This is a genomic window from Pseudomonas sp. PS01297, assembly GCF_029959305.1.
GTDB classification, from domain to species: Bacteria; Pseudomonadota; Gammaproteobacteria; order Pseudomonadales; family Pseudomonadaceae; genus Aquipseudomonas; species Aquipseudomonas helleri.
Genome location: NZ_JASCPQ010000125.1, coordinates 1 through 12,946 on the forward strand (window position 1 = coordinate 1; position 12,946 = coordinate 12,946).

A 12,946-nucleotide genomic window follows, 5' to 3' on the forward strand; every position below is an offset into this window, starting at 1 on the left:
GGGCTTGCTCGCGAATGGGTCGGCGGTGTGCAACAAGCACACCGCGTTGGCTGAATCGCGAGCAAGCCCGCTCCCACAGAAACACAAACCCCGGAAAGCACAAAGGGGAGCCTAGGCTCCCCTTTAACGTGTCGTTGCGTGCTCTTTTTATTATTGAAGGGTGGTCTATTGTTGTTTTTGGAACTCACCCTTTGCTGCGTTTTTTTGCGATCCCCATCCGGGATCAAGAGCAAACGTATTTTTTTGAGCGCTGATCCACTTTTATCACTGGCTATCAAACCGGTGATCCAACCTGAACGGGTGCTACCTGAAGGTAGTTTTATTGTTCTCTGCCCGGTTGCGAGGTGGCTCTTGGCTCCCCGGAAAAGTAAACCTTCTCCAAAAAAATCTGTTAGCTGCGTCTCTGCCGTGTTGTTTTTGTTATGTCAGAGTCGTTTCGTATTGTTCTTATTATGTTGCTGCGGTTTTTATTCTTGTTATGCCATAGAGATAGCAGGAGCCGTGCCAACTTTTAAAAAGCCTTATAAATCAATGGTTTAAATATTAAGGCAATAAAAAACCGGCCTGGATCAAGGCCGGTTTGTTTCCGTGTTACTCGTTTGTGTGAGGGAGCGGTAACACTCAGCCACACTTTTTAGCACTGTCGCGCCTTGGCGACCCGTGACCCGGTAACACGCCCCAGCACGTTGCAAATGTGCTGGCCTGCCAGTAACAGCTTGTCCATGTCGATCCCGGTTTCGATCCCCATGCCGTTGAGCATGTACAGCACGTCTTCGGTGGCCACGTTACCGCTGGCGCCCTTGGCGTACGGGCAGCCGCCCAGGCCTGCCACCGAGCTGTCGAACACATTGATCCCTTCGAGCAAGCTGGCGTAGATGTTGACCATGGCCTGGCCATAGGTGTCATGGAAATGCCCGGCGAGTTTTTCGCGGGGGACATAAGCCCCGACGGCTTCGAACATGGCACGGGTTGCCGAGGGCGTACCGGTGCCGATGGTGTCGCCCAACGACACTTCGTAACAGCCCATGGCGTACAGCTCTTTGGCCACGTCGGCAACTTGTTGCGCCGACACCTGGCCTTCGTACGGGCAGCCCAGCACGCAGGACACATAGCCGCGCACGCTGATGCCGTGTTGCCTGGCGGATTCCATGATGGGCACAAAGCGTTCCAGGCTTTCACTGATCGAGCAGTTGATGTTGCGCTGCGAAAACGCTTCGGAAGCGGCGGCGAACACCGCCACTTCTTTAACTCCGGCGGCGACAGCGTCTTCAAAGCCGCGCATATTCGGCGTCAACGCCCCATAAACCACACCCGGCTTGTGCTGGATCTGCGCGAAGACCTCGGCGGAACCGGCCATTTGCGGCACCCATTTAGGCGACACAAAGCTGCCGACTTCGATATAGCCCAGCCCGGCGTCGGTCAGGGCGTTCACCAACTGCACCTTGTCGGCCACGCTGATGGGCTGGGCTTCATTTTGCAAACCGTCGCGCGGGCCGACTTCAATCAGGCGCACATGGGTGGGAAATGTCATGGGGGGATCACCAGGGTTGTTATGTTTTAGGAGGCCGTCTGACTTTTTATCGTGTGTTCAAGCGCCTGGATACAGCGTTCTTCGGCCGTATCCAGTTCAAGTTGCATCTGCTGAATATCCAGCAACTGTTGCTCCAGCTGTTCGCGGCGCTCGGCTATTTTGGCCAGCATGCTGTTCAACTGTTTCTGGTTGCCGCTGGTAGGGTCGTAAAGCTCTATCAGCTCGCGACATTCGGCCAGCGAAAAACCGATGCGCTTGCCGCGCAAAATCAGCTTCAGGCTGACTTTGTCCCGCGCCGAATAGATCCGCTCCTGACCGCGACGTTCAGGGGCGAGCATGCCTTGTTCTTCGTAAAAACGAATGGCGCGGGTGGTGATATCAAGTTCGCGGGCAAGGTCGGAAATACTGTACGTCTGGCTGCTCATGGGCGGGCTCTGGAAGGATCATGCGGTTAAGCTAAAGGCTGGTTGACGTTTACGTCAAGCAAGCGCTGCGCCTCGGCTTTCTTTTCCAATGCCAATTGCTGCTGGCACACCTCGATCAACTGCTCACGCATCCAGCGGTTGGCGGGGTCTTGCTCGGTGCTTTCGTGCCAGTACAAATGTGTTTCCACGCTCGGCAATTCACTGATGGGCAGCGGCACAAAATGCAGGCCATGGCGACGGGCAAAACGCTCGGGCACGGTCATGACCATGTCGGTTTGCTGCAAAACATTGGAGGCCATCAAGTAGTGCTGGGAGCGTAAGGTGATTTTGCGTTGCAGGCCGATTTTGCCCAGCGCCAGATCCACCTGGCCGAGGCCGTTGCGGCGCGTCGAGATATGGATATGGGTCAGCGCCAGGTACTCGTCGAGGCTGATACTGGCCTTGCCCGCCAACGGGTGGCCCTGGCGCATGGCGCACACGTAGCGGTCTTCCATCAACTTGATGTGGCGCACCTGGGCGTCGGTGTTGAGCGGCGCATCGACGGCGAAATCCAGTCGTCCTGCCGCCAGGTCGCTGGTGGTCTCGCGGCGGTGGGCTAAAAAACTTTCGATCACGACGGCCGGGGCATGTCGGCGTAAGCGCTGAAACAGCGGCGGCAAAATCACTGCTTCTGTCAGGTCGGTCATGCTGATACGGAACGTCTTGTTGGCCTGCAGCGGGTTAAACGTACGGCTTTCTTGCACCGACACCCGCAGCAGGGCCAATGCGCTGCGCACCGGGCTGATGATGTTCTGCGCCATGGGCGTGGGCACCATGCCTTGCGCCGTGCGCACAAACAGCGGGTCGTTAAAGGTTTCACGCAGCCGGGCCAGCGCGTTGGACACCGCTGGCTGGGTGATGCCAATGATTTGTCCGGCACGGGTCAGGTTGGCTTCGGTGTAAATGGCGTCGAAGACGATGAACAGATTGAGGTCGACCTTGCTCAGGTTCATGGCACTGGGCTCTTGTTGTTGGTGATGAGGCGATGGGGTGAATCATATATTGCTTATGAATGGTAATACACGTCGTTAATAGACAGCGCAAATGGAGGAGGGCTGATCTAGCATCACGGCAACTTCTATATACATTCACGGTAAAAGGTAGCCACCCATGGATTTCGCATACTCACCGAAAGTTCAGGCGCTGCGCGAACGCGTCACGGCGTTTATGGAGGCTTATGTCTATCCGGCCGAGGCGATTTTCGATCAGCAGGTGGCGCAAGGTGATCGCTGGCAGCCGACGGCAATCATGGAAGAACTCAAGCGCAAGGCCCAGGCAGAAGGCCTGTGGAACCTGTTTTTGCCGGAGTCGGAACTCGGCGCCGGGCTGACCAATCTGGAATACGCGCCCTTGGCCGAGATCATGGGCCGGTCGATGCTCGGCTCGGAGCCGTTCAACTGCTCTGCACCGGACACCGGCAATATGGAGGTGCTGGTACGTTACGCCAATGCACAGCAAAAACAGCAGTGGCTGGAGCCGCTATTGCGTGCCGAGATTCGCTCGGCGTTCGCCATGACCGAGCCGGATGTGGCCTCGTCCGATGCCACCAACATGGATGCCCGTGCCGTGCGTGACGGCGATGAATGGGTGATCAATGGCCGTAAATGGTGGACGTCCGGGGCCTGCGATCCGCGCTGCAAAATCATGATCTTCATGGGCCTCAGCAACCCTGAGAATGCCCGCCATCAACAGCACTCGATGATCCTGGTCCCGGTCGATACACCCGGCGTGAAAATTGTTCGCCCGTTGCCGGTGTTCGGTTACGACGATGCGCCCCACGGTCACGCCGAGGTGCTGTTCGAGAATGTGCGTGTACCGTACGAAAACGTCCTGCTGGGCGAAGGCCGGGGTTTTGAAATTGCTCAGGGCCGCCTTGGTCCGGGCCGCATCCACCACTGCATGCGCTCAATCGGCATGGCCGAGCGTGCGCTGGAACTGATGTGTCAGCGCTCGCTGCAACGCACGGCGTTTGGTAAACCGCTGGCGCGTCTGGGCGGTAACGTCGACAAAATCGCTGACTCGCGAATGGAAATCGACATGGCGCGCCTGCTCACCTTGAAAGCGGCGTACATGATGGACACCGTGGGTAACAAGGTCGCGAAAAGCGAGATCGCGCAAATCAAGGTAGTTGCCCCCAACGTTGCGTTGAAGGTGATCGACCGGGCGATTCAGATTCATGGCGGGGCAGGGGTCTCGCAGGATTTTCCGCTGGCTTATATGTACGCCATGCAGCGTACCTTACGTTTGGCGGACGGCCCGGATGAAGTGCACCGGGCGGCGGTTGGCAAATTCGAGTTGGACAAGTACGCACAATCGCCGGGTTAATACACCCACACTTCAACCCGGCGATTCTTCAGGCGGCCTTCATCTTCGGTGTTGGCCGCCACCGGCATTTGCGCACCGCAGCCGCGAATCTCACGCAACACTACGCCACTTTTGACCAGTTCGCGGCGCACCGTCATGGCCCTGAGCTTTGACAACAGTTGTGCGCGTTCCGGGTCATCCTTGGCATCCCCAAACCCCACCAGGGTCACCTGTTTGTTGAGTTTGTCGTGGGTTTTTAAATAGTCGACGACGCGCAGCAGATCCTGACGCGCCTTGTTGTCGAGGGTGGCGCTGCCTTCTTCAAAGCGGAAATTGACCGACAGGCGCTGGGCCTCACGGGTCAGTTCCAGGTATTCCTCGGGCATGTGCGCACCGGGCTGCACGTGGCTGGCCTGCACGGTTTGGGCAATAAAACCGTTTTGCGCGACGATGGCCTGGCCTTGGGCGCTCTGGGTAAACGCCACCAGCGCCTTGGCCAGCGAGTTTTGACTGGTGGGCGGCAGGTAAAAAAACAGGCGGCGTGAAAGGGGGTAATCTTCACTGGCGATCAGGCTGTTGAGCGGCAGCATGGGCTGCGACGCGCCATCCACAATGGCCAGGGATTTCGCTTCGCGCACGTAGGGCAGGCCGATAAAACCAATGGCGTGGGGGTCTTTGCTCACTGCATCGGACAGCGCTTCGCTGGACTCGAAACGCTGGGCCGTGCTGCTCAGCGGCCGACCGGCGCGGCTCAGGACCAACTCTTTAAAGGTATCCCAGGTGCCGGACTGGTCATCCCGGGCATACAAATTAATCGAACCGCCCACGCCGCCCAGCGCTTCCCACGTGGTGATGTCGCCGTTGAACACTTTGGCCAGTTGCTCGGTGTTGAGTTTTTTCAGCGGGTTATGCGGGTGCACAATAATTGCCAGGCCATCGATGGCGATGACTTGCTCGGCTTCGGGGCTTTTCAGATCGCCGAGGGCTTCCAGTTCGACCAGCTCGCGGTCTTTGATCGGCCGAGACGAGGCCACCATGTCGGCTTGCCCGGCCTTGAGCGCACTAAAACCGGTGCCGGAGCCGTGTGCCGACACATCGACACGGACCTGCTGGCCCAAGGTTTTGGTGGCGACGATGCTGTATTCGTTAGGGGGGATAACCGGGATGCTGTGAACATCGTGAAAACCTTGCTCTATCAACATGGCCGTCACCAATGCCGGGCCGAGATTGGCCCCTATGGTGTTAGAACCCTGAATGTGCAAATCCGCCGCAGGCCGGGCAAAGGCCAGAGGGGTGATTACACACAGCAGGATCAGTGACTTTAAGCGCAACATCAGCGGGCACCTTCCTGGAGCCATAGAGTTGCCAGCAATTTAAGTCAGAAACGTTTCAATACAGTTACGCCCACCTTCTTGCCTCGCGATCTTTTGAACCTATAAAAGATCGCGAGGCAAGCTCGCTCCTACAAATTTAGATCAGTTCAGTTCGAGCCAGATCGGTGCATGGTCAGACGGTTTTTCCATGGCGCGCAGGTCGTAATCGACGCCGGCGGCCTTGATGCGTGGCACCAGCGCCTGAGAGGCCAGAATCACGTCAATGCGCAGGCCACGTTTAGGCTCGTCTTCAAACCCGCGGCTGCGGTAGTCGAACCAACTGAAGCGATCCGCCACCTCGGGGTGCAGGTAGCGGAAGCTGTCCACCAGGCCCCAGTTTTTGAGGCGCTCAAACCACTCGCGTTCTTCCGGCAGAAAGCTGCACTTGCCGGTTTTCAGCCAGCGCTTGGCGTTGTCCGGGCCAATGCCGATGTCGCAGTCTTGCGGGGAGATGTTGACGTCACCCATCACCACCAGCGGCTGTTCGTTGCTGAACTGGCCTTCCAGCAACTGTTGCAGGTCGCTGTAGAAACGCTGCTTGGCCGGGAATTTTGTCGGGTGGTCGCGGCTTTCGCCCTGCGGGAAATAGCCGTTCATGATGGTCACCGGCTGGCCATTGTCGTCAGCGTAGGTGCCCCAGATAAAGCGTCGTTGCGCGTCTTCTTCGTCGCTGGCAAAGCCCTTGTGCAGTTCCAGCGGGGGCTTACGTGACAACAGCGCAACGCCGTAATGGCCCTTTTGCCCGTGAAAGTGCACGTGGTAGCCCAGCGCTTCGATATCGGCGAAGGGGAATTGCTCGTCGCTGACTTTGGTTTCTTGGAGGCCAATCACGTCCGGCTGGTGTTTTTCGATCAGCGCTGCCAGCTGATGCGGCCGAGCGCGCAGGCCATTGATGTTGAAAGAAACGATTTTCATGGGCGGGCAGTCCTGAGGAAAACTGCGATGTTAGCGGCCAGCGTGCAGTGGGGCAAATGGACTGCTAACGTAGGAAGCATTCAAGCAGATGGAACTGTTGCGGCCCTTGCGAGCTCGTACTCTCGAGAAGTGCCGCAACCCAAGCGACGCCAGGGAGATTGACCGTCATGACGCAAACGTTGAATGCCACTTGCCAGATCCGCCAGCTCGACAGCGGTTACTCCAAAGAAACCCGGGCTTTGCTGTATGAGGCGTATATGCATGACCCGACCTTCCGTTATGTGTTTGAGGCCCATCGCAAGGGCTACGCGCAACGGGTGCGGGCCACGGTTCGGGCGCTGGTCAAACAACATTTTTTCCAGCAATTGCCCGCGTTGGGGTTGCTGGTGGATGACCGCCTGATCGGTGTTGCCCTGATTGCTCCGCCGCAACGGCGCCTGGGCATTACTGAGAGTTGGGCGTGGCAACTGCGCATGGTGCTGACGGCGGGCTTGCGCGGTACGCGACGCTACCTTGAATACCATCAAGCGGTTTTGGCCTGCGTGCCGGGTGATGCGGTGCATATGTTGCCGTTGTTGGCCATTCATCCTGATTTTCAAGACTTTTCTTATGGCGAACAGTTGCTGGAAGCGGTACATAACTGGTGCGCCGTGGACGAACATTCAGAAGGTGTCGTCCTCGACAGCAGCAACCCGCGTTACCAGGAGTTTTATAAGCGTCATGGTTATGTCGAAATTGGTGAAGTGCCCTTGGGGCCCATCGTTGAGCATGTTTTCTTCCACGCCAACCCACAGGTGTTACAAGCAGCAACGGCTTAAGGGCAACTTTTTGCCCATTGGCGCGCTCTATGACCCCCTCAGCCCGTGATAGCATCCGCGCCTATGAAGTTTCCAGGAAGATTTACCAGTGGTGTTGTCCTGCTGATCAGCAGCTTTGCGGCGTATGCCCAAAGCGAGCTGGTGGTGAAGGTCAAACCGGCAAACGATGCCCTTAAGGCCAACGTGGAAGGTTATATAGGCAGCCTTGGCGATCGCGACGAGGCGGCTTTATTGCGTTTCAAGCGGGGTGCCGAGGAGCAGGCCCTTAAAGCGTTACAGGCCTTGGGCTATTACCAACCCAAGATCGAAGCCGATGTGCCAGAGGGCGACCCGCCGCGCCTGGTGTTGCACATCGACCCCGGCGAGCCCGTGCACCTGCGCAGCGTGACGGTGCGCGTTGAAGGCCCTGCGGCCTCGCTCAAAGCCTTTGAAATTCCGGTCAGTGATGACCTCAAGCCTGGCGCCGTGCTCAATCAAGGCAACTACGAAGACGCCAAGCGCATGATCCTCAACCGCGCGCTGCGCTACGGTTTTTTTAACGGCAAGTTCCTCAAACACGAACTGCTGGTCGACCCCAAAGGCGGGTATGCCGATATCAACCTTGTGTACGAAAGCGGCCCGCGTTTCCTGCTGGGCAAAGTTACTTTTGCCGGTGACGCACCGTTTGACCAGACCTTGCTCGACCGTCTGGTGCCCTTCAAGCCCAACACCCCTTATGACTCTGAGCTGGTCGCCGAGTTAAACCAGAACCTGCAATCGAGCGGTTACTTTGAAACTGTGCGCGTTGATGCCGCGCCGAGTACGGCGGTGGGGCAAGTGATCCCGGTGGATGTTGACCTCGATACCCGCAAACCACGCACCATGACCCTGGGCCTTGGCTACTCAACCGACACCGGCCCGCGAGGTAAAGCCAGCTGGACCCGTCACTGGGACAACCCTCGGGGCGACAGCTACGGTTTTGAGTCTGAAATTTCCCAGCCCAAGCAAAATATCGGGGCCTGGTACGACATCCCGCTTGATCCACCATTGACTGACAAACTGCGTTTTGCCGCCGGTTATCAGTACGAAGAAATCGCCAACACCGACACCTTGAGTAAATTGCTCACGGTCGGCCCTGAGTGGCACAGCAAACTGGATAACGGCTGGACGCGGATTGTTTCGCTGAGATGGCAGCACGAAGAATATCGCTTGGGTGATGACTCGGGCCTGAGCACCTTGTTGATGCCGGGCCTGTCCTACGCGGTATTGCGCAGCGATAACCGGATTGACCCCAGCCACGGTTACAGCGTCAACCTGAGCACCCAAGTGGCCAAGCAAGGGTTGATGTCAGACACCAACCTGCTGCACGGCGATATCCAGTTCAAGGCGCTGAAAACGTTGTGGGACAAGCACCGTTTTCTGGGCCGTATCGAGTTTGGCGGCAGCGCCACCAATGGTTACAAATCTATCCCGCCGTCATTGCGCTTCTTCGCCGGTGGTGACCAGAGCGTGCGCGGTTATGACTACCAGAGTCTGTCACCCAAGAACTCCGACGGTGACCGTATCGGCGGGCGCTACTTGTTGGCCGGGAGTGTCGAGTACCAGTATCAATTTGCCGAAAAATGGCGCTGGGCGGCGTTTGTCGACAAAGGTAACGCCTTCAAGACCCTCGACTTTCCAAGCTTGAAAACCGGGGTCGGGGTGGGCATCCGCTGGATCTCGCCGGTAGGCCCCATCCGTCTCGATCTGGCCCATGCGCTGGATGACGATGGCGGCGTTCGTTTGCACTTCTCGATGGGGCCAGAACTGTGATTCGTGGTTTGAAAATAGCGGGGCTGGTGCTATTGGCGTTAGTGCTGCTGGTAGTTGTCAGCGTCGCTGCCATTTTGGGCACGCAAGCAGGTAGCCGCTGGGCGCTGGCGCAAGTGCCCGGCTTGCACATTGACAACTTTGCTGGCCGCCTGGGCGCGCAATGGAGCGCCGATCAATTGGTGTGGGAGCAAGGGGCTGATCGTGTCGAAGTGAGCCGGCCGATTTTCGCCTGGTCGCCTTCGTGCCTGATGCGCATGACCTTGTGCATCGATCAGTTGCAGGCCGACAAGGTCAACCTGCAATTTGCCCCGAGTGAAAAAGACAGCAGCAGCGGGCCGATTGAGTTGCCTGATTTGAAGTTGCCAGTGGCGATAGAAGTCGGGGTGGTGAAAGTGGGCAGCATCGTGTTTGACGGTGTTGAACAACTTAAAGGCGTACAGATTGCCGCCAAGTGGACAGCCCAAGGGCTGCAGATCGACTCGGCGCGCATCGAGCGTGAAGACCTCAACGTCGAGCTGTCGGGCCTGTTGCAACCTGTGGGTGACTGGCCGGTGACCTTGCAGGGTACGGTCAATCTGCCGCAGCAAGACAATAAGCCGTGGGCCCTGGCACTGAAAGTTGACGGCCATGTGCGCAGCTCGATCAATCTGGTCGCTGACAGTACAGGCTACCTGGACGCTCACTTGAGCGGCGCACTGGAGCCGCTGGCCGAAAACCTGCCCGCGCAAGTCACCATCACCTCGGCCCAGTTCAAACCCAGCAGCGAACTGCCCGACACCTTGCAGCTGAATCAGTTGGCATTGTCGGCCAAAGGCGACCTCACAGGCGGTTATGAACTTGAAGGCAGCGCCAGTTTGCCTGCCGAGCAAGCCCCGGTGAACCTCTTGCTCAAGGGCCGGGTTGACGCCAAGGGCGCACAAGTCAGCACCCTCGACCTGACCGCCAACGACAAGCAACATTTGAAACTGTCGGGTCAGGTGGATTGGCATTCAGGCCTGAGTGCCGAGGCCAAGGTCGACTGGCTGGATTTCCCCTGGCACAACCTTTACCCGGTCATTGCCAAGCCAGACGTGGATTTGCGCACGCTCAATGGCGATGTTTCTTATACCGACGGCAAGTACCTGGGCAACCTCAAGGCCGACCTGACCGGGCCGGCGGGCGCCTTCAGCGTCAGCAGCCCGTTCAGTGGTGACCTCGAAAAAATCTTCATGCCGCAGTTGGAGCTGGTGGCGGGGCAGGGCAAAGCCCGGGGCCACGTCAATGTGCAGTTTGCCGATGGCGTAGCGTGGGATACGGCGCTGGACTTGAGCGCGATCAACCCGGCGTATTGGGTGGCTGAACTGCCGGGCACCCTGGCGGGCCCGCTGCGCAGCACCGGCGAGTTCAAAAACGAGCAGCTTAAACTGGACGCCAACCTCGACCTCAAAGGGCGCCTGCGTGGCCAGCCTGCGATGCTTCAGGCCAAAGCCACGGGTGAGGGCGACGCCTGGACAGTCAGCGCTCTGGACATTCGCCTGGGTGATAACCGCATTAATGGTACCGCCAGCTTGCAGCAGCAAATCAAGGCGCAACTTGATTTGAACCTGCCGCGTCTGGCCCAACTGTGGCCAGAATTGCGTGGCCAGATTAAGGGCCGGGTAGACGTGGCGGGTACGCTTCAGGCGCCGCAAGGCAAAGTCACTTTGCAAGGTCAGCAAGTGGCCTTTGCCGATAACCATCTGCAAAGCCTCACGCTGGATGCCAGCCTGGATAAATCCCAGCGCGGGCGCTTCGACCTTAAAGGCAGCGGGATCCAGGCCGGTGATACGCCGTTTGGTGTGTTGACGGCCACGGGCAGCGGTGACATCAAGCGCCAACAACTGCAATTGGCTTTGCAGGGGCCGATGTTGCAACTCGCTCTGGGACTGGACGGCGGCCTCGACAAGGACAACTGGCGTGGGCGCCTGCTCAGCGGTGACATCAAGTACGGCCCGCAGCAATGGACCCTGCAAAACCCGGCGCGGCTTGAGCGTTTGGCTGATGGCCGGATCAATCTCGGTGCGCTGTGCCTGACCTCTGGCCCGGCCAGCTTGTGCGGTGAAGAACAGCGTTTGATGCCTGATCCCAAGCTGCGCATGCACCTCAAGCAGTTCCCGCTCGACAGTCTCGCCGAATGGTTCCCCAAAGACTTCCAGTGGCAAGGCCAACTGAATGCCGACCTGATACTCGATTTGCCCGCCAGCGGGCCTAAAGGCCAGGTGGTGGTGGATGCCAGCGGCGGCACTTTGCGCATCAAGGACAAAGGTCAATGGGTTGATTTTCCGTATCAGGCGTTCAAGTTGACCAGCAACCTCAACCCTAACCGGGTCGATGCAAAGTTCGACTTTGATGGCGGAAAACTCGGGCAGGTGATGTTGTCGGCGCGGATCAACCCGCTGCCTAAAAACAAGCCGATCACCGGCGATTTCCGCCTGACCGGCCTGGACGTCTCTGTGGTGCGGCCGTTCGCCCCGATGGTTGAAAAACTCACCGGCCAGTTGAACGGCTCCGGGTCGATTTCGGGGGCGCTGGTCGCGCCGTACATCACCGGTGATGTGTCGCTCACGGGCGGCGAGATCTCCGGCCCCGAGCTGCCGACCAGCTTCGAGAACTTGCAGCTCAAAGCCCACATCATGGGTGAAGCCATGCAGTTGGATGGTGGCTGGACCAGCGGCAAGCAAGGGCAGGGCACGATTACCGGGAATGTTGCCTGGGGCCAGACGATGGCCGTGAATGTCTTGCTCAAGGGCAACCACTTGCCGGTCACCGTCGAACCCTACGCCAAACTGGACGTTGCCCCGGACCTGAGAATCTCCCTCAAGCCGGACAACACCTTGTTGATCGCGGGCACGGTGAATATCCCCAAAGGTGAAATCACCGTGCGCGAGTTGCCGCCTTCAACGGTCAAGGTGTCGGATGACACGGTGATCGTCGGGCAAGACACCGGCGATGAGTCCGCGTCGCCACCGATGGTGGTCGACATGGACATCAACGTGGTGGTGGGTCAGGAGTTGCTGACGTTCTCCGGTTTTGGGTTGAACGCCGATCTGGCGGGGCAGTTTCATATCGGCAACGACCTGGACACCCGCGGCGAACTGCGCCTGATCAATGGCCGCTACCGGGCCTATGGTCAGAAGCTGACGATCCGCCGGGCTCGCCTGTTGTTTGCCGGGCCGATTTCTCAGCCTTACCTGGACATCGAAGCGGTGCGCCAGACTGATGACGTGATTGCCGGGATTCGCCTCACCGGCAGCGCCGAACAGCCGACCACGCAGATCTTCTCCGAGCCGGCCATGAGCCAGGAACAGGCGTTGTCTTACCTGATTCTGGGGCGTCCACTGACCGGTACCGGTGAAGACGACAACATGCTCGCGCAAGCGGCGTTGGGGTTGGGCTTGATGGGCAGCTCGGGGGTGACCACCAGTTTGGCCAACCATCTTGGTCTCAAGGATTTCGAGCTGGATACCGAGGGCAGCGGCGACAACACCGCTTTGGTGGCCAGTGGCAAGATCAACGAGCGCCTGAGCGTGCGTTACGGTTATGGCGTGTTTGAGCCGGCCAGCACCATTGCCTTGCGTTACAAACTGAGCAAGCGGGTATACGTCGAAGTGGCCAGCGGCCTGGCCAGCTCGCTGGATATTTTCTACAAACGGGATTTCTAGAGCTAAAAACCCGATCCCTGTAGGAGCTGCCGCAGGCTGCGATCTTTTGATCTTTCAAGAGATCGCAGCC

General features: G+C 58.4%; 9 protein-coding genes. 4 read left to right on the plus strand and 5 right to left on the minus strand.

Annotation, left to right across the window (positions count from 1 at the left end; translation table 11 throughout):
- Positions 1-634 precede the first annotated feature (634 nt).
- Genes QMX84_RS23950 through QMX84_RS23960 form a run of 3 tightly spaced genes read right to left on the minus strand, consistent with a single transcriptional unit; the run spans position 635 to position 2,948 of the window.
- Entirely contained in the window at positions 635-1,531 is an 897-nt protein-coding gene (locus tag QMX84_RS23950) for a hydroxymethylglutaryl-CoA lyase (protein WP_262126601.1), read from the minus strand.
- A 26-nt stretch (positions 1,532-1,557) separates the two neighbouring features.
- Positions 1,558-1,956 (minus strand): MerR family DNA-binding transcriptional regulator, encoded by a 399-nt coding sequence (locus QMX84_RS23955; RefSeq protein ID WP_048373101.1) that lies wholly within the window; start codon positions 1,954-1,956, stop codon positions 1,558-1,560.
- Between the two features lie 26 nt (positions 1,957-1,982).
- Entirely contained in the window at positions 1,983-2,948 is a 966-nt protein-coding gene (locus QMX84_RS23960; RefSeq protein WP_048387343.1) for a LysR family transcriptional regulator, read from the minus strand.
- A 157-nt stretch (positions 2,949-3,105) separates the two neighbouring features.
- Here QMX84_RS23960 and QMX84_RS23965 point away from each other — a divergent pair, with 157 nt between their 5' ends.
- Positions 3,106-4,320 (plus strand): acyl-CoA dehydrogenase, encoded by a 1,215-nt coding sequence (locus QMX84_RS23965; RefSeq protein ID WP_262126602.1) that lies wholly within the window; start codon positions 3,106-3,108, stop codon positions 4,318-4,320.
- Here the strand turns inward: QMX84_RS23965 and QMX84_RS23970 are convergent.
- Both QMX84_RS23970 and xthA read right to left on the minus strand, forming a co-directional pair.
- Complete coding sequence (locus QMX84_RS23970; RefSeq protein WP_153333617.1) at positions 4,317-5,633, minus strand: phosphate ABC transporter substrate-binding/OmpA family protein; 1,317 nt, start codon at positions 5,631-5,633, stop codon at positions 4,317-4,319. The two genes, QMX84_RS23965 and QMX84_RS23970, sit on opposite strands and share 4 nt — an antisense overlap.
- Positions 5,634-5,774: 141 nt before the next feature.
- On the minus strand, positions 5,775-6,587 hold the full coding sequence (xthA, locus tag QMX84_RS23975) for an exodeoxyribonuclease III (protein ID WP_282364941.1): 813 nt from the start codon (positions 6,585-6,587) through the stop codon (positions 5,775-5,777).
- A 167-nt stretch (positions 6,588-6,754) separates the two neighbouring features.
- Between xthA and QMX84_RS23980 the strand changes: the two genes are divergently transcribed.
- The 3 genes from QMX84_RS23980 (at position 6,755) to QMX84_RS23990 (ending at position 12,876) form a co-directional block, all read left to right on the plus strand.
- The gene (locus tag QMX84_RS23980) at positions 6,755-7,405 is read left to right on the plus strand and encodes a GNAT family N-acetyltransferase (protein ID WP_262126604.1); all 651 of its coding nucleotides are present in this window, start codon (positions 6,755-6,757) and stop codon (positions 7,403-7,405) included.
- Between the two features lie 63 nt (positions 7,406-7,468).
- Positions 7,469-9,196: an autotransporter assembly complex family protein gene (locus QMX84_RS23985; protein WP_282364942.1), complete on the plus strand. Its 1,728-nt coding sequence runs from the start codon at positions 7,469-7,471 to the stop codon at positions 9,194-9,196.
- Positions 9,193-12,876 (plus strand): translocation/assembly module TamB domain-containing protein, encoded by a 3,684-nt coding sequence (locus QMX84_RS23990; RefSeq protein WP_282364943.1) that lies wholly within the window; start codon positions 9,193-9,195, stop codon positions 12,874-12,876. The genes QMX84_RS23985 and QMX84_RS23990 overlap by 4 nt, the downstream gene beginning before the upstream one ends.
- The last annotated feature ends 70 nt before the right edge of the window (positions 12,877-12,946 follow it).

Bases quoted from the DNA above. Each gene is read 5' to 3' on its own strand.
- QMX84_RS23950 (WP_262126601.1), bottom strand. From the start codon at position 1,531: ATGACATTTCCCACCCATGTGCGCCTGATTGAAGTCGGCCCGCGCGAC.
- QMX84_RS23955 (WP_048373101.1), bottom strand. From the start codon at position 1,956: ATGAGCAGCCAGACGTACAGTATTTCCGACCTTGCCCGCGAACTTGAT.
- QMX84_RS23960 (WP_048387343.1), bottom strand. From the start codon at position 2,948: ATGAACCTGAGCAAGGTCGACCTCAATCTGTTCATCGTCTTCGACGCC.
- QMX84_RS23965 (WP_262126602.1), top strand. From the start codon at position 3,106: ATGGATTTCGCATACTCACCGAAAGTTCAGGCGCTGCGCGAACGCGTC.
- QMX84_RS23970 (WP_153333617.1), bottom strand. From the start codon at position 5,633: ATGTTGCGCTTAAAGTCACTGATCCTGCTGTGTGTAATCACCCCTCTG.
- xthA (WP_282364941.1), bottom strand. From the start codon at position 6,587: ATGAAAATCGTTTCTTTCAACATCAATGGCCTGCGCGCTCGGCCGCAT.
- QMX84_RS23980 (WP_262126604.1), top strand. From the start codon at position 6,755: ATGACGCAAACGTTGAATGCCACTTGCCAGATCCGCCAGCTCGACAGC.
- QMX84_RS23985 (WP_282364942.1), top strand. From the start codon at position 7,469: ATGAAGTTTCCAGGAAGATTTACCAGTGGTGTTGTCCTGCTGATCAGC.